We start from the raw sequence: 19,896 nt of genomic DNA, 5'->3' as shown, positions 1-19,896 counted from the left end.
CGAACACGGAAGTTAAGCTCTTCAGCGCCGATGGTAGTCGGGGGTTTCCCCCTGTGAGAGTAGGACGCCGCCAAGCAATTGATAAAAGGGCAGCTCATATGAGCTGCCCTTTTTTGTATTCTGGCTTATTAGTATCATAAAATTTCTTTTAATTGTATAATATAATAACTTTACACTGAATTTTAAATCGGCAATCAGGTTTTATGGGCCGGGAAAATGGAAATAATAAAGGATAGAGCGAGAAAGTTGAAAATTCTCGAGAAACGCCTTATAGTAAGATTAAAGTCAAATATAGTCAAAGTCAATAAAGGAGGGGGTTGAGTGGGACATAATATTTCTGACATCATTGAACAATATTTAAAACGAGTGTTAGATCAAAATGGCAAGGAAATTTTAGAGATTAAACGAAGTGAAATAGCAGATAAATTTCAATGCGTTCCTTCCCAGATTAATTATGTCATCAACACCAGGTTTACAAGCGAAAGAGGATATATTGTTGAGAGCAAACGCGGGGGCGGCGGCTACATCAGAATCATTAAAATTAAAATGAACAATGAAGTTGTCCTGATCAATAATATTATTTCTCAAATTGGTACCCATTTGTCTCAAGCAGCCTCTGATGACATTATTTTAAGGCTATTAGAAGACAAGGTGATTTCAGAAAGAGAAGCAAAAATGATGGTCAGCGTGATGGACCGCTCGGTTTTACACATTGACTTGCCTGAGCGTGATGAATTAAGAGCGAGAATGATGAAGGCTATGCTGACTTCTTTAAAATTAAAATAAGCGGGTGAAAAGATTGATTTGTCAAGAGTGCCACGAGAGACCAGCCACTTTTCACTTTACAAAGGTTGTTAACGGAGAAAAAATAGAAGTTCATATTTGTGAACAATGCGCCAAAGAAAATAGTGATTCATATGGTATAAGTGCAAATCAAGGTTTCTCTATTCATAATTTACTTTCGGGTTTGCTGAACATGGATTCTTCATTCCAAAATGCAGGAACTCAAATGTTCAGTCACTCTGAGCAAATATCAGCTTGTCCGAAATGCGGAATGACTTTTCAGCAATTTAGAAAAATCGGCCGTTTTGGATGTTCTGAATGTTATAAAACATTTAATAGCAACATTACACCTATCTTACGCAAAGTGCACAGCGGAAACACTGTGCATGCTGGGAAAATACCTAAACGTATAGGCGGCAATCTCCATGTCAGACGGCAGATTGACATGCTGAAAAAAGAATTAGAATCCTTAATCCATCAAGAAGAATTTGAAAACGCAGCTCATGTGAGAGATCAAATTCGTTCATTAGAACAATCACTCAAAAGTACAGATAGTGAGGAGGAACAGGGGTAATGTCGCTAGAGCATTTTATTCAGGACGCACTAAGCAGTTGGATGAAGCAGAAAGGACCTGAAAGTGACATTGTACTCAGCAGCCGCATACGTTTAGCAAGGAACTTTGAACATATGCGGTTCCCTACGCGTTATTCCAATGAAGAAGCCTCATCCATCATACAGCAGTTTGAAGATCAGTTTTCAGAACAAGAAATTCCCGGAATCGGCAAATTCGTATTGATCAGAATGCATGATGCACAGCCATTAGAAAAACGTGTACTTGTTGAAAAACATCTCATCAGTCCGAATCTGACAGAATCTCCATTTGGCGGCTGTTTGCTTTCTGAAAATGAGGAAGTAAGCGTCATGTTAAATGAAGAGGATCATATTAGAATTCAGTGTCTTTTTCCCGGATTTCAGCTTTTAGAAGCAATGAAAGCCGCAAACCAGGTCGATGACTGGATTGAAGAAAAAGTTGATTATGCATTTAATGAGCAAAGAGGATACTTAACCAGCTGTCCTACAAATGTAGGTACGGGTTTAAGGGCTTCAGTCATGATGCATCTGCCGGCACTGGTTTTAACTAGGCAAATAAATCGAATTATACCGGCAATTAATCAATTAGGCTTAGTTGTTAGAGGAATTTATGGGGAAGGCAGCGAAGCAGTAGGAAATATCTTTCAAATTTCAAATCAGATCACGCTTGGTAAGTCAGAGCAGGATATTGTGGATGACCTTAACAGTGTTGCTGCCCAGTTGATTGAACAAGAACGATCTGCCCGAGAAGCGCTTTATCAAACTTCTAAAATTGAACTTGAGGATAAGGTATATCGGTCTTATGGGGTCTTGTCAAATTGTCGGATGATAGAATCGAAAGAAACTGCAAAGTGTCTTTCAGATGTCCGATTGGGCATAGATCTAGGCATTATTAAAGGACTTTCAAGCAACATACTTAACGAACTAATGATTTTGACGCAGCCAGGATTTTTACAGCAGTACTCGGGAGGCGCTTTGCGTCCGAACGAAAGGGACATTCGAAGAGCGGCTCTCATCAGAGAACGGCTTCACTTAGAAATGAATGGGAAAAGACAGGAGGATGAATCGATATGATGTTTGGAAGATTTACAGAACGAGCTCAAAAAGTACTGGCGCTTGCACAGGAAGAAGCACTTCGATTAGGTCATAATAACATTGGCACTGAGCATATTTTATTAGGACTGGTACGAGAAGGAGAAGGGATTGCTGCTAAAGCTCTACAAGCGCTTGGACTTGGTTCAGATAAAATTCAAAAAGAAGTTGAGAGTTTGATCGGTCGCGGGCAGGAAATGTCTCAAACGATTCATTACACTCCTAGAGCTAAGAAAGTCATTGAACTTTCAATGGATGAGGCAAGAAAACTCGGTCATTCTTATGTCGGAACAGAACATATTCTTCTTGGTTTGATTCGCGAAGGTGAAGGTGTTGCTGCGAGGGTTCTGAATAACCTCGGTGTCAGCTTAAATAAAGCAAGACAGCAGGTGCTCCAGCTTCTTGGAAGCAATGAAACAGGATCATCAGCGACAGGAACAAACAGTAATGCGAATACGCCTACGCTTGACAGCTTGGCAAGAGACTTAACCGCTATTGCGAAGGAAGACAGCCTTGATCCTGTAATTGGCAGAAGCAAGGAAATCCAGCGTGTGATCGAAGTGTTAAGCCGCAGAACGAAAAACAACCCTGTTCTCATCGGTGAACCCGGTGTAGGTAAAACGGCTATCGCAGAAGGTTTGGCACAGCAAATTATCAATAACGAAGTTCCCGAAATCTTGCGCGATAAACGCGTGATGACATTAGACATGGGAACAGTTGTTGCCGGCACAAAATATCGCGGAGAATTTGAGGATCGTCTGAAGAAGGTCATGGACGAAATTCGCCAGGCAGGAAACATCATTCTATTCATCGATGAACTCCATACATTAATCGGAGCGGGCGGAGCAGAAGGTGCCATTGATGCATCTAACATTTTAAAACCTTCACTTGCTCGCGGCGAACTTCAATGTATTGGGGCGACGACTCTTGATGAGTACCGCAAATATATTGAAAAAGATGCAGCGTTGGAACGCCGTTTTCAGCCGATTCAGGTTGATCAGCCGTCTGCAGATGAAAGTATTCAAATTTTAAAAGGCTTGCGTGACCGATATGAAGCTCACCACCGTGTATCAATTACAGATGATGCCATTGAAGCTGCGGTTAAGCTTTCTGACAGATATATTTCTGACCGTTTCCTTCCGGATAAAGCAATTGACTTAATCGATGAAGCGGGTTCAAAGGTGAGACTGCGCTCCTTTACAACGCCTCCTAATTTAAAAGAGCTTGAACAGAAGCTTGATGAGGTTCGTAAAGAGAAGGATGCGGCAGTGCAAAGCCAAGAGTTTGAAAAAGCTGCTTCCTTGCGTGATACTGAGCAGCGCCTGCGCGAACAAGTAGAGGATACGAAGAAATCATGGAAAGAGAAGCAAGGACAGGAAAACTCAGAGGTGACTGTTGATGATATTGCGATGGTTGTATCCAGCTGGACTGGGGTGCCTGTATCTAAAATCGCGCAAACTGAAACAGATAAGCTTCTCAATATGGAAAGCATTCTTCACTCCCGTGTGATTGGCCAGGATGAAGCAGTTGTAGCTGTTGCAAAAGCAGTCAGACGTGCAAGAGCAGGGTTAAAAGACCCTAAACGCCCAATTGGCTCATTCATTTTCTTAGGCCCTACAGGTGTTGGTAAAACAGAGCTTGCGCGAGCACTTGCTGAATCTATTTTCGGTGACGAGGAAGCCATGATCAGAATTGATATGTCTGAATACATGGAAAAACACTCAACTTCAAGACTTGTCGGTTCACCTCCGGGATATGTGGGATACGATGAAGGCGGCCAATTAACAGAGAAAGTCAGAAGAAAACCTTACTCTGTCGTGCTTCTTGATGAGATTGAGAAAGCGCACCCTGATGTCTTCAATATCCTTCTGCAAGTTCTTGAAGACGGAAGATTGACTGATTCTAAAGGGCGTACAGTCGATTTCCGCAATACCATTCTGATTATGACGTCAAACGTCGGAGCAAGTGAGCTGAAACGCAATAAATATGTCGGCTTTAACGTTCAGGATGAGACGCAAAATCATAAAGACATGAAAGATAAAGTAATGGGTGAATTGAAGCGCGCGTTCAGACCGGAGTTTATCAACCGGATTGATGAAATCATTGTCTTCCATTCACTTGAGAAAAAACATCTTACTGAAATCGTGTCATTGATGTCTGATCAATTAACGAAACGCCTAAAAGAACAGGATCTTTCTATCGAATTGACCGATGCTGCAAAAGCGAAAGTCGCGGAAGAGGGTGTTGACCTGGAATACGGTGCCCGTCCGTTAAGAAGAGCTATCCAAAAACATGTCGAGGACCGTTTATCTGAAGAACTCCTCAGAGGAAATATTCATAAAGGACAGCATATTGTTCTTGATGTAGAAGATGGCGAATTTGTCGTAAAAACGACTGCTAAAACGAATTAATATAGAGACGGAAATGAGGCATACAGCATGTAAGTGTATGCCTCACTTTCATATCAAGAAATTGAACAAGGGAGAGGTCTTACACTATATATGGCTAAAACAAAATCGAAATTCATCTGCCAGTCCTGCGGCTACGAGTCTCCAAAATGGATGGGGAAATGTCCGGGCTGCGGTGCTTGGAACACAATGGTGGAAGAAATGATAAAAAAAGCACCAGCCAATCGGAGAGCGGCTTTTTCTCATTCTGTCCAAACCGTACAGAAACCCTCACCTATTACATCAATCGAAACATCAGAAGAACCCCGGGTTAAAACCCAGCTTGGCGAATTTAACAGAGTACTCGGCGGAGGTGTCGTTAAAGGCTCACTCGTTTTAATCGGCGGCGATCCCGGTATCGGAAAGTCAACGTTATTACTGCAGGTTTCCGCTCAATTATCAGACTCATCGAACAGTGTGCTGTACATTTCGGGAGAGGAATCGGTCAAACAAACGAAACTAAGAGCAGACCGTCTCGGCATTAATAATCCGTCACTGCATGTTTTATCTGAAACCGATATGGAGTATATTTCGTCTGCTATACAAGAGATGACTCCAGCGTTTGTCGTTGTTGACTCTATTCAAACGGTTTACCAAAGCGATATTACATCGGCTCCGGGCAGTGTGTCACAGGTCAGAGAATGTACGGCTGAGCTGATGAAGATTGCAAAAACAAAAGGTATTCCGATTTTTATCGTAGGGCATGTGACGAAAGAAGGGTCTATTGCAGGGCCGAGACTGCTGGAGCATATGGTTGACACTGTTTTATATTTTGAAGGGGAACGTCACCATACTTTCCGTATTTTGCGGGCTGTAAAAAACCGTTTTGGTTCTACAAATGAAATGGGCATTTTCGAAATGCGCGAAGAGGGGCTCACTGAGGTTTTGAACCCTTCAGAAATTTTCTTGGAAGAACGTTCAGCGGGATCTGCAGGCTCAAGCATAACTGCTTCTATGGAGGGCACAAGGCCGATTCTCGTTGAAATACAGGCGCTAATCTCGCCAACAAGCTTTGGCAATCCGCGGCGTATGGCAACGGGAATAGACCATAACAGGGTTTCGCTGTTAATGGCTGTGTTAGAAAAAAGAGTTGGGCTGCTGTTGCAAAATCAGGATGCTTATTTGAAAGTGGCTGGTGGCGTTAAGCTTGATGAACCGGCAATTGATCTTGCCATTGCAATCAGTATCGCGTCCAGCTTTAGAGACACACCTCCAAATCCTGCAGATTGTTTTATAGGAGAAGTGGGATTAACCGGAGAAGTCCGGCGGGTATCAAGAATTGAACAGCGTGTGAAAGAAGCGGCTAAGCTTGGTTTTAAACGCATGATTATACCCGCGGCAAATCTGGATGGGTGGACAAAACCAAAAGGGATTGAGGTTATCGGAGTAGCAAATGTTGCAGAGGCGCTTCGTACTTCATTAGGAGGATAATAGATGGAAAAAGAGAAAAAAGGGGCGAAACACGAGTTAGACCTGTCATCTATATTGCAGTTTGTTGCTCCGGGTACTCCGCTTAGAGCTGGAATCGAAAATGTACTGAGAGCAAATACAGGCGGTCTGATTGTTGTTGGATATAATGATAAAGTAAAAGAAGTTGTGGATGGCGGTTTCCACATTAACACTACTTTTTCTCCGGCGCATTTATATGAGCTGGCTAAAATGGATGGGGCGATTATTTTAAGTGATTCTGGTCAAAAGATCCTATACGCCAATACACAGCTGATGCCTGAAGCCACAATTTCTTCATCAGAAACAGGAATGCGGCACCGCACCGCCGAAAGAGTAGCTAAGCAGACCGGCTGCCTTGTGATCGCCATTTCTGAAAGAAGGAATGTTATAACGTTATATCAGGAAAGCATGAAGTATACACTAAAAGACATAGGATTTATCTTAACAAAAGCGAATCAAGCCATTCAAACTCTTGAAAAATATAAAACGATCCTGGACAAAACCATTAATGCACTGAATGCTTTAGAGTTTGAGGAACTTGTTACATTCAGCGACGTTCTGTCTGTGATGCACCGTTATGAAATGGTATTGAGAATCAAAAATGAAATTAACATGTATATCAGGGAACTCGGAACAGAGGGTCATTTGATTAAGCTGCAGGTCATTGAACTGATTACAGATATGGAAGAAGAGGCCGCTTTATTTATTAAGGATTATGTGAAAGAAAAGATTAAAGATCCGTTTGTTCTCTTGAAAGAGCTGCAGGATATGTCCAGTTATGATCTGCTGGATGATTCCATTGTTTATAAGCTGCTTGGTTATCCGGCTTCTACAAATCTTGATGATTATGTATTGCCTAGGGGATACAGGCTGTTAAATAAGATACCGCGTCTTCCCATGCCGATTGTTGAAAATGTTGTAGAAGCATTTGGAGTCCTCCCGAGGATTATTGAGGCGAGCGCAGAAGAATTAGATGAAGTAGAGGGAATCGGTGAAGTACGAGCCCAAAAAATCAAAAAAGGATTAAAACGCCTGCAAGAGAAGCATTATTTAGACAGACAGCTGTGATTTCGGTTAAAACATTATGAATACGGGTATATTAATGTTGGTTTTTGTTTATTCTGATATTCGTAGGATGCATAAAACTTTGTGAAATAAAAAGTTAAAAAAGGAGGTGGGGGTATGTTAAAACGAATAGTTCAGGCGTTCTTCATTATCTTTGGCGGCGTTGTTGGTATATTTTTAATACCTGAATTGTTTGTACTGTTAAGTATACAGGACATACCTTTAATAACAAACGCATATACGTCTGCGGCAATAGGAGCAATTATCTTTTTTCTCATCAGTATATGGGGTACAGAATACGTTGTGAACTGGGTGAAGTGGATAGAGGATTCATTGTTAAAAGCGCCAGTTCCAGATTTGTTATTTGGAAGTCTTGGCCTGGTATTTGGACTTATAATCGCTTATCTTATCGTAAATGTTATTCCTTTAGACAATATACCTTACCGCATATTCAGCACAATCATCCCTGTGTTTTTAGCATTCTTCCTCGGTTATCTCGGTTTCCAGGTGGGCTTTAAGAAAAAGGATGAATTGATCAGCCTGTTTTCCATTTCTGCCAGAATGCAAAAGAAAAAAGGAACGGCCGATGAAGAACATGAGGTTCAGGACAAGAAGCTGAAAATTTTGGACACAAGTGTTATTATTGATGGGAGAATAGCAGATATTTGTCAGACTGGGTTTTTAGAGGGGATTATCGTGATTCCGCAGTTTGTTCTTGAGGAATTGCAGCATATTGCTGATTCTTCAGATGTTTTAAAACGAAACAGAGGACGCCGCGGTCTTGATATCCTGAACCGCATTCAGAAAGAATTAGACATTAAAGTTGAAATTTATGAAGGCGACTTTGAAGATATACAGGAGGTTGACAGCAAGCTCGTCAAACTCGCTAAACTGACATCCGGGGTCGTCGTGACGAATGATTTTAATTTAAATAAAGTATGCGAGCTTCAGAAAGTAGCAGTATTAAACATCAATGACCTTGCCAATGCGGTCAAGCCTGTTGTGCTGCCCGGCGAGGAAATGAATGTTCAGGTCATTAAGGACGGGAAAGAGCATAATCAGGGAGTTGCCTACTTGGATGACGGTACGATGATTGTCGTTGAAGAAGGACGCAATTATATCGGCAAGCATATTGATGTACTTGTTACAAGTGTGCTGCAAACGGCAGCGGGACGAATGATTTTTGCTAAGCCCAAGCTGTTGGAGAAGGCGCTGTAAAGGGAGAAAAAACAATGAGTTATGATGTGGTGATTCCTGCAGCCGGACAGGGAAAACGGATGAAGGCAGGGAGAAATAAACTGTTCATCGAGCTGAAAGGAGACCCGGTGATCATTCACACGTTAAGAGTGTTTGACAGCCACCGGCCGTGCGAAAAAATCATTTTGGTGATTAACGAGCGCGAGCGGGAGCACTTTCAGCAATTGCTGACCGATTATCCGTTTCAAACCGCTATTGAGCTTGTGGCAGGCGGAGATGAGCGCCAGCACAGTGTTTATAAAGGGCTGAAAGCCGTGAAACAAGAAAAGATAGTCCTTGTTCACGACGGCGCCCGGCCTTTTATAAAGCATGAACAAATTGACGAACTGATCGCTGAAGCGGAACAGACAGGAGCGGCCATCCTCGCTGTCCCTGTAAAAGATACGATTAAACGCGTTCAAGATTTACAAGTCAGTGAGACGATTGAACGTTCAAGCTTGTGGGCTGTCCAAACGCCACAAGCTTTTCGTCTTTCTTTATTGATGAAGGCCCACGCCGAGGCGGAATATAAGGGATTTTTGGGGACGGATGACGCCAGCCTCGTTGAACAGATGGAAGGCGGTTCGGTCCGTGTTGTAGAAGGCAGCTATACAAATATTAAGCTGACGACGCCAGACGATTTAACGTCTGCTGAAGTTATTATGGAATCAGAAAGTGGGAATAAACATGTTTAGAATTGGACAAGGATTTGATGTGCACCAATTAGTGGAGGGACGCCCTCTGATTATTGGCGGAATTGAAATCCCGTATGAAAAAGGGCTGCTCGGCCATTCTGATGCAGACGTATTGCTGCATACCGTCGCTGACGCCTGCCTCGGAGCTGTGGGAGAAGGCGACATCGGCAAGCATTTTCCTGATACTGATCCTGAGTTCAAGGACGCAGATTCTTTCAAATTACTTCAGCATGTCTGGGGGATCGTGAAACAGAAGGGTTATGTTCTTGGAAACATTGACTGCACCATCATTGCACAGAAGCCAAAGATGCTGCCGTACATAGAAGATATGAGAAAAAGAATCGCTGAAGGGCTTGAGGCGGACGTATCTCAAGTAAATGTAAAAGCAACAACAACAGAAAAGCTTGGATTTACAGGCCGAGCGGAAGGAATAGCGGCTCAAGCGACAGTACTAATACAAAAAGGCTAACTTGCTTTGATGCCGGGTCTATTTGGTGGTAGAATAGATTCATACATTTTTGCCTGAGGCCATACATGACATGAAAGGAAGTATTTGAAAATGGGAAACGAAGTACGCGTCCGTTATGCACCGAGTCCAACCGGACATTTGCATATTGGAAATGCCAGAACGGCGCTTTTTAATTATTTATTTGCACGCAATCAAGGCGGTAAGTTTATTATTCGTGTTGAGGACACTGATAAAAAGCGCAATATTGAGGGCGGAGAACAAAGCCAGCTGAATTATCTGAAATGGCTTGGTATTGACTGGGATGAGAGTGTGGATGTCGGCGGTGAGTACGGCCCATACCGTCAGTCAGAGCGTAACGATATCTATAAAGTGTACTATGAAGAGCTTCTTGAAAAAGGGCTTGCTTATAAATGTTACTGTACGGAAGAAGAGCTTGAGAAAGAGCGTGAAGAACAGATTGCCCGTGGAGAAATGCCGCGTTATTCCGGAAAACACAGAAATCTAACTCCGGAAGAACAAGAGAAATTTATTGCTGAAGGCAGAAAGCCAAGTATTCGTTTCCGTGTGCCGGAAGGAAAAATCATTGCCTTCAACGATATCGTAAAAGGCGAAATTTCTTTCGAATCAGATGGCATTGGCGACTTTGTTATTGTGAAAAAGGACGGGACACCGACTTACAACTTCGCGGTAGCTATTGATGACTACTTAATGAAAATGACACACGTGCTGCGCGGTGAGGACCATATTTCTAACACACCGAAACAGATTATGATTTATCAAGCATTCGGATGGGATGTTCCTCAGTTCGGACACATGACGCTGATCGTAAATGAAAGCCGTAAAAAGCTCAGCAAACGAGATGAGTCCATTATTCAATTCATCGAGCAGTATAAAGAGCTTGGCTACTTACCGGAAGCGCTGTTCAACTTTATCGGCCTACTTGGCTGGTCACCTGTTGGAGAAGAAGAACTATTCACAAAAGAACAGTTTATTGACATTTTTGATGTAAACCGTTTATCTAAATCACCAGCTTTGTTTGATATGCATAAGCTAAAATGGGTTAACAATCAATACGTGAAGAAGCTGGATCTTGATCAGGTTATTGAACTGACGCTTCCACATTTGCAAAAAGCCGGCAAAGTTGGCACTGAGCTTTCTGCTGAAGAACAAGAATGGGTTCGCAAACTGATTTCCCTGTATCATGAGCAATTAAGCTACGGTGCGGAAATTATTGAGCTGACTGATTTGTTCTTTACGGATAAGATCGAGTATAATCAAGAAGCAAAAGCTGTTCTGGAAGAGGAACAGGTTCCTGAAGTGCTCAGCACATTCGCTGCGAAGCTTGAAGAGCTTGAGGAGTTCACTCCGGATAACATCAAAGCATCAATCAAAGCCGTGCAGAAAGAAACTGGCCATAAAGGGAAAAAATTGTTTATGCCGATCCGTGTTGCTGTAACAGGGCAAACTCACGGTCCGGAACTGCCGCAATCAATTGAATTGATCGGTAAAGAAACTGCAATTCAGCGTTTAAAAAATATCTAAATAAACGATTGTTGACAGGGAAGAGTATAAAGCTTTAGGCCATTACAGAAAGGATCTTCATTGGCTGAGAGAGATCCATGAGCCGGGTTTTAGAAGTGCGCCCTTAAGACCTTTGAAGAACATTTTTCGAAATCAGTATTCAAAGGCGGCCGCCGCCGTTAAAGGCTGAAGTTGGGAGAGCAGAAGTCTGCTTTTCAAACAGAGTGGAACCGCGCGGTTAAAGCGTCTCTGTCATGTTTTCATGCAGAGGCGCTTTTTTTATTGGGTGAAGAGGAAATCAGATAGAGAAGTGGGGGGAAGCATGTGTTTTTTAGAATGCTCAAAGAAGACATTGATACAGTGTTCGATCAAGATCCTGCAGCAAGAAGCTATTTTGAAGTGATTTTAACTTATTCTGGTTTACATGCTATATGGGCGCACCGGATTGCACATGCTTTATATAAACGAAAATTTTATTTCCTTGCACGCCTTATATCTCAGGTAAGCCGATTTTTTACCGGGATAGAAATCCACCCCGGCGCTACAATTGGGAGAAGATTTTTCATAGACCACGGTATGGGGGTTGTCATTGGGGAGACATGTGAAATCGGCAATAACGTAACCGTTTTTCAGGGGGTTACCCTCGGGGGAACGGGGAAAGAAAAGGGAAAAAGGCACCCAACGATTAAAGATGACGCATTGATAGCCACTGGTGCTAAAGTGCTCGGTTCAATTACTGTCGGCGAAGGCTCAAAGATTGGCGCTGGTTCAGTAGTGCTGCACGATGTTCCTGACTTTTCAACAGTTGTCGGTATCCCTGGACGGGTCGTTGTACAAAATGGCAAGAAAGTAAGACGCGATTTAAACCATCAGGATTTGCCCGATCCGGTTGCTGATCGCTTTAAGTCTTTGGAACAGCAGATTTTAGAGCTGAAGGCAGAACTTGAAGACAGAAAAGAAAGGATCAATCAAAAATGACAATCACTCTTTATAATACATTGACTAGACAGAAGGAAACATTCGTTCCTCTTGAAGAGGGAAAAGTGAAAATGTACGTGTGCGGACCGACAGTTTACAATTACATTCACATCGGGAACGCGCGTCCGGCTATCGTATACGATACGGTTCGAAACTATCTGGAGTATAAAGGCTATGATGTGCAGTATGTCTCTAACTTCACAGACGTAGACGATAAATTAATTAAAGCGGCAAATGAACTCGGTGAGGATGTACCTACTATTTCAGAGCGTTTTATTAAAGCATACTTTGAAGATGTAGGTGCGCTCGGCTGCCGAAAAGCTGACCTTCATCCGCGAGTGATGGAAAACATGGATGCGATTATCGAATTCGTAGATCAGCTCGTGAAAAAAGGCTACGCTTATGAATCAGAAGGTGACGTTTATTTCAAAACAAGAGCATTTGAAGGGTACGGAAAGCTTTCTTCGCAATCTATTGATGAACTGAGATCAGGTGCACGCATCCGTGTCGGCGAGAAAAAAGAAGATGCTCTTGATTTCGCATTGTGGAAAGCGGCAAAAGAAGGAGAAATCTCTTGGGATAGCCCGTGGGGAAAAGGCCGTCCGGGCTGGCATATTGAGTGCTCAGCGATGGTGAAAAAGTATCTGGGTGACCAGATTGATATCCATGCGGGCGGACAGGATTTAACCTTCCCTCACCATGAAAACGAAATTGCGCAATCTGAGGCGCTGACAGGCAAAACGTTTGCGAAGTACTGGCTCCATAATGGCTATATCAATATTGATAATGAAAAAATGTCAAAATCACTGGGCAACTTTGTACTTGTGCATGACATCATTAAACAGCATGATCCGCAGCTTTTGAGATTCTTTATGCTTTCTGTTCATTATCGTCATCCGATTAACTATTCAGAAGAGCTTCTGGAGAATACAAAAAGCGCATTTAACCGTTTAAAAACAGCGTACAGCAACCTTCAGCACCGTCTGAACAGCAGTACGAATTTAACGGAAGATGACGATCAATGGCTGGAGAAAGTTGAAGAACACCGCAAAGCATTCGAAGAAGCGATGGATGATGATTTTAATACGGCGAATGCAATTTCTGTCTTATTCGACCTAGCGAAGCATGCCAATTATTATCTTCAGAAAGATCATACGGCTGATCGTGTGATTACGGCGTTTATTGAGATGTTTGACCGTATTGTTGCTGTCCTCGGTTTTTCATTGGGTGAGCAGGAACTGCTTGATCAAGAGATTGAAGACTTAATTGAAAAAAGAAATGAAGCGCGCCGGAACCGCGATTTTGCATTGTCAGATCAGATCCGTGACCAGCTGAAAAGCATGAATATCATTCTTGAAGATACAGCTCAAGGCACTCGCTGGAAACGGGGAGAATAACGGATGCTTGATTTTGAAACGATAAAAGATTCAAAGCAGCTTAACGGTCTTGCGCTTGCTTATATAGGTGATGCCATTTTTGAAGTGTATGTAAGGCATCACCTGCTTAAGCAGGGCTTTACCAAACCAAATGATCTTCATAAGAAATCAAGCCGTATCGTCTCGGCAAAGTCACAGGCTGAAATCCTATTCTTTCTGCAGGATCAATCATTTTTCACGGAAGAAGAGGAAGCGGTGCTGAAAAGAGGCAGAAATGCCAAGTCGGGAACGACACCTAAAAATACAGATGTTCAGACGTACCGCTACAGTACAGCATTTGAAGCGCTGCTGGGCTACCTTTTTCTAGAGAAAAAAGAGGAACGACTTAGTCAGCTCGTTGCCGAAGCTATACAATTCGGGACGTCAGGGAGGAAAACAAATGAGTCAGCAACATGATTACGTCATAGGGAAAAATGCAGTGATCGAGACGTTAAAATCAGATCGTAAGCTGTATAAGCTGTGGATGGCGGAAAACACCATAAAGGGACAAGCACAGCAGGTGATTGAGCTTGCGAAAAAGCAGGGAATCACGATTCAATATGTCCCGAGAAAAAAACTCGATCAAATGGTGACAGGGCAGCATCAAGGTGTAGTGGCACAGGTTGCAGCCTATGAATATGCGGAACTGGACGATTTATATAAAGCAGCCGAAGAAAGAAATGAACAGCCTTTCTTCCTCATTCTGGACGAGCTTGAAGACCCTCATAATCTTGGTTCCATTATGAGAACAGCTGATGCGGTCGGTGCCCATGGCATTGTGATTCCAAAGCGGAGAGCTGTCGGGCTGACAACAACAGTAGCAAAAGCCTCAACAGGGGCAATTGAGCACATTCCTGTAGTAAGAGTCACCAATTTGGCGCGGACGTTAGAAGAAATGAAAGAGCGGGGTATCTGGGTTGTCGGAACGGATGCATCCGCGCGTGAGGATTACCGCAATATGGACGGCAATATGCCTTTGGCTTTAGTCATTGGAAGTGAAGGAAAAGGGATGGGCCGCCTCGTTAAAGAAAAGTGTGATTTTCTTATTAAACTCCCGATGGCCGGGAAGGTAACTTCACTGAATGCATCTGTTGCGGCTGGTCTTTTGATGTATGAAGTCTACCGGAAACGAAACCCTTTGGGAGAATAAAAACCCATGGATATCCTGTTAGTAGACGGATACAACATGATTGGAGCCTGGCCGCAGCTGAAGGATTTAAAAGCGAACAGTTTTGAAGAGGCGCGAGACGTACTGATTCAGAAAATGGCGGAATATCAATCGTATACAGGAAACAGGGTTATTGTTGTTTTTGACGCGCATCTCGTAAAAGGGCTTGAGAAAAAACAGACCAACCACAGAGTTGAAGTGATTTTTACAAAAGAAAATGAGACGGCTGATGAGCGGATAGAAAAGCTTGCTCAGGCTTTGAATAATATAGCGACTCAAATTCATGTTGCGACCTCTGACTATACTGAGCAGTGGGCGATTTTCGGACAGGGGGCATTGCGGAAATCGGCCCGGGAGCTTTTGAGAGAGGTAGAAGCGATAGAAAGGCGAATAGAGAGACGGGTAAGAAAAATCACTTCCGAAAAGCCGGCGGGTAAAATTGCTTTATCGGAAGAGGTTTTGAAAACGTTTGAAAAATGGAGGCGGGGAGACTTAGATTAAGTTGACGCTTTTTTGCCCAATACTGTATAATATTTCTATCTACGTGCGCCGGGGGGATCGGAGTGAATCTACAGAACAACAAGGGAAAATTCAACAAAGAGCAGTTTTGCCAGTTGGAGGACGAGCAGGTCATTGAAAAGGTTCATGTTGGGGACAGTGATGCGTTAGATTACTTGATTACGAAGTACCGAAACTTTGTTCGGGCAAAAGCAAGATCCTATTTTTTAATAGGTGCGGACAGAGAAGATATTGTTCAGGAAGGTATGATAGGCCTCTATAAGTCTATTCGTGACTTCAAAGAGGACAAGCTTACCTCATTCAAAGCTTTCGCAGAATTATGTATTACCCGCCAAATTATTACCGCAATAAAGACAGCTACTCGCCAGAAACACATTCCTTTGAATTCCTACGTCTCATTAGATAAACCGATTTTTGATGAAGAATCAGATCGAACGCTGCTTGATGTCATTTCAGGAGCGAAAACCTTAAATCCTGAAGAAATGATCATCAATCAGGAAGAATTTGATGATATTGAAATGAAAATGGGAGAACTATTAAGTGATTTAGAGAGAAAAGTACTTGTCTTATATCTCGACGGAAGAAGTTACCAAGAGATTTCCGATGAACTGAACCGACATGTGAAATCGATCGACAATGCCCTTCAGCGTGTGAAACGCAAGCTGGAGAAGTACTTGGAAATTCGTGAAATCAGTTTGTAATAGGGATTTATGTTATATTGACAGTATTTTTCTGACTATGATATGTTACTAAGGATAAGAACTAATGTCTATTTAGAAAAAGGTGTAATGACATGAGAAAAAAGATTACGCTAGCATGCAAGACATGCGGAAACCGTAATTATACGACAATGAAGAGCTCTGCATCAGCGGCTGAGCGATTAGAAGTAAAGAAATACTGCAGTACTTGCAATTCACATACAGCTCATCTTGAAACAAAATAGTTTTTGCGCTTTTAAATTGTGGAGGTCTTTTACATGCGTATTATGAGATTCTTTAAAGATGTTGGGAAAGAAATGAAAAAGGTAAGCTGGCCTAAAGGAAAAGAGTTAACGCGTTATACCATTACGGTGATTTCAACAGTTATCTTTTTTATTATCTTTTTTGCCCTCCTTGACACAGGAATTTCTCAATTAATTCGTTTAATAGTTGAATAATGATCAGCAATACGTGCTATAATAGATCATAATATCACTTGCCAAAACCCGTTCAGCGGGTTTTTTATTGTGGCTTAAAATGAAAGTTATCATAGGTTTTCTGCCTATTTTTTGAAGCGTTATGGTAATTCACTAAAACCAAATGCGGGGAGGGAAGGACTGGACAGTCCTGAAGAGAATGGAAAAGAATTGGTATGTTGTTCACACGTACTCTGGTTATGAGAATAAAGTAAAAGCCAACTTGGAAAAACGTGTTGAATCAATGGGGATGCAGGATAAAATTTTCCGTGTAGTCGTACCTGAAGAAGAAGAAACGGATATCAAAAACGGCAAGAAAAAAGTCGTGAAAAAGAAAGTATTCCCTGGTTATGTGCTTGTTGAAATTGTAATGACAGACGACTCTTGGTATGTTGTCCGCAACACGCCGGGCGTTACTGGATTCGTAGGATCTGCCGGCTCTGGTTCAAAACCGACGCCGCTGCTTCCGGGCGAAGCGGAAACCATTCTGAAGAGAATGGGTATGGACGAACGCAAAACAGACATTGACTTTGAACTCAAAGAGACAGTGAAAGTAATAGACGGACCTTTTGCTAACTTTACTGGATCAATTGAAGAGATTGATTATGATAAAAGCAAGGTCAAAGTTTTCGTTAATATGTTCGGCCGTGAAACGCCTGTTGAGCTGGAATTTACCCAAATCGATAAATTGTAATGTGAAAAAACTTGAAATTGCTATATATAAATGATAATATAGCAAAGGTACGTCTTGGACTTATCCAAGGCAACTAGCTTGATATTTCGTCATTCATATAAAGAATGAAACCTTGAGTGGGAGGGTTTACCCTATTACCACATCACGGACTTAAGGAGGTGTGTCTCGTGGCTAAAAAAGTAGTTAAAGTTGTAAAATTGCAAATTCCTGCTGGAAAAGCTAACCCAGCACCACCAGTTGGACCTGCACTTGGTCAAGCCGGTGTTAACATCATGGGATTCTGTAAGGAGTTTAACGCTCGTACAGCTGACCAAGCTGGTTTAATCATTCCTGTTGAAATTTCGGTTTACGAAGACCGTTCATTTACATTTATTACAAAAACTCCACCTGCTGCAGTATTGCTTAAAAAAGCAGCTGGAATTGAGTCTGGTTCTGGTGAACCAAACCGTAATAAAGTGGCAACCGTTAAGCGCGATAAAGTACGCGAAATCGCTGAAACGAAAATGCCTGACTTAAACGCAGCAGACGTTGAAGCGGCAATGCGCATGGTTGAAGGTACTGCACGCAGTATGGGTATTGTAATCGAGGATTAATTTGTTTCTTGTCGGGTTGCGAGTTTTAACAAGTTCGCAACCCTTATTCGTGGGAGGTTATTCCGCTATAACCACATAAGGAGGAAATTTTAAAATGGCTAAAAAAGGTAAAAAGTACGTTGAAGCTGCTAAGCTTGTAGATCGTTCAAAAGCTTACGACGTTTCTGAAGCAGTAGCTCTCGTTAAAAAAACAAATACAGCTAAATTCGACGCTACAGTTGAAGTGGCTTTCCGTCTAGGGGTTGACCCTCGTAAAAACGATCAGCAAATCCGTGGAGCAGTTGTGCTTCCAAACGGAACTGGTAAAACTCAGCGCGTTCTCGTTTTCGCAAAAGGCGAAAAAGCGAAAGAAGCTGAAGCTGCTGGTGCAGATTTCGTTGGCGATACTGACTACATCAACAAAATTCAACAAGGCTGGTTCGATTTCGATGTAATCGTAGCTACACCTGACATGATGGGTGAAGTTGGTAAAATCGGTCGTGTACTTGGACCAAAAGGTTTAATGCCAAACCCTAAAACTGGTACAGTTACTTTCGAAGTTGAAAAAGCAATCGGCGAAATCAAAGCTGGTAAAGTTGAATACCGCGTTGATAAAGCTGGAAACATTCATGTTCCTATCGGTAAAGTTTCTTTCGAGGATGAAAAACTTGTTGAGAACTTCACAACAATGTACGATACAATCCTGAAAGCTAAACCTGCTGCTGCAAAAGGCGTTTACGTGAAAAACGTTGCTGTAACTTCTACTATGGGACCTGGTGTCAAAGTAGACTCTTCAACTTTTAACGTAAAATAATATTGACATGACATCAACATTCTGATATTATTCAAAATGTTGTAAAATAGAATATCATTTATACCGTAGACAGTAGGGGCCTAACCGCTTAATTATCCTACCGAGGTGTATATTATCACAGCTATTACGTTACGTATGCTTGTATATACAGCCTCCATGTCTCATGGAGGCTTTTTATATGGAATCCGTCGTCTCAGTCGTGATCACCTAACGGTATAAGTGTTACACAAGAATCTACAGGAGGTGTAACCATGAGCAGCGCAATTGAAACAAAAAAAGTTGTTGTTGAAGAAATTGCTTCTAAACTGAAAGAAAGTAAATCAACGATCATCGTTGACTACCGCGGACTTAACGTTTCTGAAGTAACAGAACTTCGTAAACAGCTTCGCGAAGCTAACGTTGAGTTCAAAGTTTACAAAAATACGATGACTCGCCGTGCGGTTGAACAAGCTGAGCTTAATGGTTTGAATGATTTCTTAACTGGACCGAACGCGATCGCATTCAGCACTGAAGATGTTGTCGCTCCGGCTAAAGTTCTTAATGAGTTCGCTAAAAATCACGAAGCTCTTGAAATCAAAGCTGGCGTTATCGAAGGTAAAGTTTCTACTGTTGAAGAAGTGAAAGCTCTTGCTGAACTTCCATCACGCGAAGGCTTGCTTTCTATGTTGCTTAGCGTACTTCAAGCTCCAGTTCGCAACTTTGCTCTTGCTACAAAAGCTGTGGCAGAACAAAAGGAAGAACAAGGCGCTTAATCTAATCAGTTTTTCATAAATTAAAACAAAATGGAGGAATTACAAATGGCTTTAAATATCGAAGAAATCATTGCTTCCGTTAAAGAAGCAACTGTACTTGAATTGAACGACCTAGTAAAAGCAATCGAAGAAGAATTTGGCGTAACTGCTGCTGCTCCTGTAGCTGTAGCTGGCGGAGCTGCTGCAGGCGGAGCTGCTGAAGAGCAAAGCGAATTCGACCTTATCCTTGCTGGTGCAGGTTCTCAAAAAATCAAAGTTATCAAAGTTGTACGTGAAATCACTGGTCTTGGCTTAAAAGAAGCTAAAGAACTTGTTGACAACACTCCAAAACCACTTAAAGAAGGTATTGCTAAAGAAGAAGCTGAAGAGCTTAAAGCTAAACTTGAAGAAGTTGGCGCTTCTGTAGAAGTTAAGTAATCTTCACTTACCTGTAGGGGAAGCTCGCTTTTATGAGGCGAGCTT

The 19,896-nt window shown here is 42.2% G+C and carries 23 protein-coding genes, 1 rRNA gene and 2 other annotated features; all 24 genes read left to right on the top strand.

From position 1 onward, the window contains the following. Positions 1-76, top strand: a 5S ribosomal RNA gene (rrf, locus tag AC4CV5_RS19805); the annotation flags it as partial. Between the two features lie 245 nt (positions 77-321). Continuing rightward, complete coding sequence (ctsR, locus tag AC4CV5_RS19800) at positions 322-786, top strand: transcriptional regulator CtsR (protein WP_166854508.1); 465 nt, start codon at positions 322-324, stop codon at positions 784-786. A gap of 13 nt (positions 787-799) precedes the next feature. Next, positions 800-1,357: a protein-arginine kinase activator protein McsA gene (gene mcsA, locus AC4CV5_RS19795; protein ID WP_490923692.1), complete on the top strand. Its 558-nt coding sequence runs from the start codon at positions 800-802 to the stop codon at positions 1,355-1,357. Continuing rightward, positions 1,357-2,448 carry a protein-arginine kinase McsB gene (mcsB, locus tag AC4CV5_RS19790; RefSeq protein ID WP_166854506.1) on the top strand — a complete coding sequence of 364 codons (1,092 nt, stop codon included), beginning with the start codon at positions 1,357-1,359 and terminating at the stop codon, positions 2,446-2,448. Before mcsA ends, mcsB begins: the two co-directional genes overlap by 1 nt. Further along, entirely contained in the window at positions 2,445-4,877 is a 2,433-nt protein-coding gene (gene clpC / locus AC4CV5_RS19785; protein ID WP_003225731.1) for an ATP-dependent protease ATP-binding subunit ClpC, read from the top strand. The genes mcsB and clpC overlap by 4 nt, the downstream gene beginning before the upstream one ends. Positions 4,878-4,967: 90 nt before the next feature. After that, a complete protein-coding gene (gene radA, locus AC4CV5_RS19780; protein ID WP_166854505.1) occupies positions 4,968-6,344 on the top strand; it encodes a DNA repair protein RadA in 1,377 nt (458 codons plus the stop codon). Between the two features lie 3 nt (positions 6,345-6,347). Then, entirely contained in the window at positions 6,348-7,430 is a 1,083-nt protein-coding gene (gene disA, locus AC4CV5_RS19775) for a DNA integrity scanning diadenylate cyclase DisA (protein ID WP_490923689.1), read from the top strand. 114 nt (positions 7,431-7,544) lie between these two features. Further along, positions 7,545-8,645 (top strand): PIN/TRAM domain-containing protein, encoded by a 1,101-nt coding sequence (locus AC4CV5_RS19770; protein WP_166854504.1) that lies wholly within the window; start codon positions 7,545-7,547, stop codon positions 8,643-8,645. Between the two features lie 14 nt (positions 8,646-8,659). Beyond that, positions 8,660-9,358, top strand: a complete 699-nt coding sequence (gene ispD / locus AC4CV5_RS19765; RefSeq protein WP_166854503.1) for a 2-C-methyl-D-erythritol 4-phosphate cytidylyltransferase — start codon at positions 8,660-8,662, stop codon at positions 9,356-9,358. Next, positions 9,351-9,827, top strand: a complete 477-nt coding sequence (ispF, locus tag AC4CV5_RS19760) for a 2-C-methyl-D-erythritol 2,4-cyclodiphosphate synthase (RefSeq protein WP_003225745.1) — start codon at positions 9,351-9,353, stop codon at positions 9,825-9,827. The genes ispD and ispF overlap by 8 nt, the downstream gene beginning before the upstream one ends. Before the next feature lie 90 nt (positions 9,828-9,917). After that, entirely contained in the window at positions 9,918-11,369 is a 1,452-nt protein-coding gene (gltX, locus tag AC4CV5_RS19755; RefSeq protein ID WP_166854502.1) for a glutamate--tRNA ligase, read from the top strand. 2 nt (positions 11,370-11,371) lie between these two features. After that, positions 11,372-11,602: a binding site (T-box leader), on the top strand. A gap of 70 nt (positions 11,603-11,672) precedes the next feature. Next, positions 11,673-12,326 (top strand): serine O-acetyltransferase, encoded by a 654-nt coding sequence (gene cysE / locus AC4CV5_RS19750; RefSeq protein ID WP_003225749.1) that lies wholly within the window; start codon positions 11,673-11,675, stop codon positions 12,324-12,326. Next, positions 12,323-13,723: a cysteine--tRNA ligase gene (cysS, locus tag AC4CV5_RS19745; protein WP_166854501.1), complete on the top strand. Its 1,401-nt coding sequence runs from the start codon at positions 12,323-12,325 to the stop codon at positions 13,721-13,723. Before cysE ends, cysS begins: the two co-directional genes overlap by 4 nt. 3 nt (positions 13,724-13,726) lie before the next feature. Then, positions 13,727-14,158 (top strand): mini-ribonuclease 3, encoded by a 432-nt coding sequence (locus AC4CV5_RS19740; protein ID WP_003242030.1) that lies wholly within the window; start codon positions 13,727-13,729, stop codon positions 14,156-14,158. After that, complete coding sequence (rlmB, locus tag AC4CV5_RS19735; RefSeq protein ID WP_222143858.1) at positions 14,142-14,891, top strand: 23S rRNA (guanosine(2251)-2'-O)-methyltransferase RlmB; 750 nt, start codon at positions 14,142-14,144, stop codon at positions 14,889-14,891. The genes AC4CV5_RS19740 and rlmB overlap by 17 nt, the downstream gene beginning before the upstream one ends. A 6-nt stretch (positions 14,892-14,897) precedes the next feature. Further along, positions 14,898-15,410, top strand: coding sequence for a ribosome-dependent mRNA decay endonuclease Rae1/YacP (rae1, locus tag AC4CV5_RS19730; protein ID WP_003225756.1), 513 nt, complete (start codon positions 14,898-14,900; stop codon positions 15,408-15,410). 62 nt (positions 15,411-15,472) lie between these two features. Then, a complete protein-coding gene (sigH, locus tag AC4CV5_RS19725) occupies positions 15,473-16,129 on the top strand; it encodes an RNA polymerase sporulation sigma factor SigH (RefSeq protein WP_003225758.1) in 657 nt (218 codons plus the stop codon). Between the two features lie 92 nt (positions 16,130-16,221). After that, positions 16,222-16,371, top strand: coding sequence for a 50S ribosomal protein L33 (gene rpmG / locus AC4CV5_RS19720; RefSeq protein ID WP_003156421.1), 150 nt, complete (start codon positions 16,222-16,224; stop codon positions 16,369-16,371). Between the two features lie 33 nt (positions 16,372-16,404). Beyond that, a complete protein-coding gene (gene secE / locus AC4CV5_RS19715; RefSeq protein ID WP_010327716.1) occupies positions 16,405-16,584 on the top strand; it encodes a preprotein translocase subunit SecE in 180 nt (59 codons plus the stop codon). 178 nt (positions 16,585-16,762) lie between these two features. Then, positions 16,763-17,296 carry a transcription termination/antitermination protein NusG gene (gene nusG / locus AC4CV5_RS19710; protein ID WP_003225764.1) on the top strand — a complete coding sequence of 178 codons (534 nt, stop codon included), beginning with the start codon at positions 16,763-16,765 and terminating at the stop codon, positions 17,294-17,296. 167 nt (positions 17,297-17,463) lie between these two features. Then, the gene (gene rplK, locus AC4CV5_RS19705) at positions 17,464-17,889 is read left to right on the top strand and encodes a 50S ribosomal protein L11 (protein WP_003156430.1); all 426 of its coding nucleotides are present in this window, start codon (positions 17,464-17,466) and stop codon (positions 17,887-17,889) included. A gap of 94 nt (positions 17,890-17,983) precedes the next feature. Continuing rightward, positions 17,984-18,682 carry a 50S ribosomal protein L1 gene (gene rplA / locus AC4CV5_RS19700; protein ID WP_003235040.1) on the top strand — a complete coding sequence of 233 codons (699 nt, stop codon included), beginning with the start codon at positions 17,984-17,986 and terminating at the stop codon, positions 18,680-18,682. Positions 18,683-18,727: 45 nt separating this feature from the next. Then, positions 18,728-18,868 (top strand) — a sequence feature (ribosomal protein L10 leader region). Positions 18,869-18,933: 65 nt separating this feature from the next. Further along, complete coding sequence (gene rplJ / locus AC4CV5_RS19695; RefSeq protein WP_166854500.1) at positions 18,934-19,434, top strand: 50S ribosomal protein L10; 501 nt, start codon at positions 18,934-18,936, stop codon at positions 19,432-19,434. Between the two features lie 45 nt (positions 19,435-19,479). Further along, positions 19,480-19,851: a 50S ribosomal protein L7/L12 gene (gene rplL / locus AC4CV5_RS19690; protein ID WP_003156436.1), complete on the top strand. Its 372-nt coding sequence runs from the start codon at positions 19,480-19,482 to the stop codon at positions 19,849-19,851. Positions 19,852-19,896 lie beyond the last annotated feature (45 nt).

This window comes from Bacillus sp. NS1, from assembly GCF_058248265.1.
The sequence above is the reverse complement of the archived record's forward strand: the minus strand, read 5'-3'. Positions and strand labels throughout refer to the sequence as shown.

Bases quoted from the DNA above. Each gene is read 5' to 3' on its own strand.
- mcsB (WP_166854506.1), top strand. From the start codon at position 1,357: ATGTCGCTAGAGCATTTTATTCAGGACGCACTAAGCAGTTGGATGAAG.
- clpC (WP_003225731.1), top strand. From the start codon at position 2,445: ATGATGTTTGGAAGATTTACAGAACGAGCTCAAAAAGTACTGGCGCTT.
- radA (WP_166854505.1), top strand. From the start codon at position 4,968: ATGGCTAAAACAAAATCGAAATTCATCTGCCAGTCCTGCGGCTACGAG.
- disA (WP_490923689.1), top strand. From the start codon at position 6,348: ATGGAAAAAGAGAAAAAAGGGGCGAAACACGAGTTAGACCTGTCATCT.
- AC4CV5_RS19770 (WP_166854504.1), top strand. From the start codon at position 7,545: ATGTTAAAACGAATAGTTCAGGCGTTCTTCATTATCTTTGGCGGCGTT.
- ispD (WP_166854503.1), top strand. From the start codon at position 8,660: ATGAGTTATGATGTGGTGATTCCTGCAGCCGGACAGGGAAAACGGATG.
- ispF (WP_003225745.1), top strand. From the start codon at position 9,351: ATGTTTAGAATTGGACAAGGATTTGATGTGCACCAATTAGTGGAGGGA.
- gltX (WP_166854502.1), top strand. From the start codon at position 9,918: ATGGGAAACGAAGTACGCGTCCGTTATGCACCGAGTCCAACCGGACAT.
- cysS (WP_166854501.1), top strand. From the start codon at position 12,323: ATGACAATCACTCTTTATAATACATTGACTAGACAGAAGGAAACATTC.
- AC4CV5_RS19740 (WP_003242030.1), top strand. From the start codon at position 13,727: ATGCTTGATTTTGAAACGATAAAAGATTCAAAGCAGCTTAACGGTCTT.
- rlmB (WP_222143858.1), top strand. From the start codon at position 14,142: ATGAGTCAGCAACATGATTACGTCATAGGGAAAAATGCAGTGATCGAG.
- rae1 (WP_003225756.1), top strand. From the start codon at position 14,898: ATGGATATCCTGTTAGTAGACGGATACAACATGATTGGAGCCTGGCCG.
- rpmG (WP_003156421.1), top strand. From the start codon at position 16,222: ATGAGAAAAAAGATTACGCTAGCATGCAAGACATGCGGAAACCGTAAT.
- secE (WP_010327716.1), top strand. From the start codon at position 16,405: ATGCGTATTATGAGATTCTTTAAAGATGTTGGGAAAGAAATGAAAAAG.
- nusG (WP_003225764.1), top strand. From the start codon at position 16,763: ATGGAAAAGAATTGGTATGTTGTTCACACGTACTCTGGTTATGAGAAT.
- rplA (WP_003235040.1), top strand. From the start codon at position 17,984: ATGGCTAAAAAAGGTAAAAAGTACGTTGAAGCTGCTAAGCTTGTAGAT.
- rplJ (WP_166854500.1), top strand. From the start codon at position 18,934: ATGAGCAGCGCAATTGAAACAAAAAAAGTTGTTGTTGAAGAAATTGCT.
- rplL (WP_003156436.1), top strand. From the start codon at position 19,480: ATGGCTTTAAATATCGAAGAAATCATTGCTTCCGTTAAAGAAGCAACT.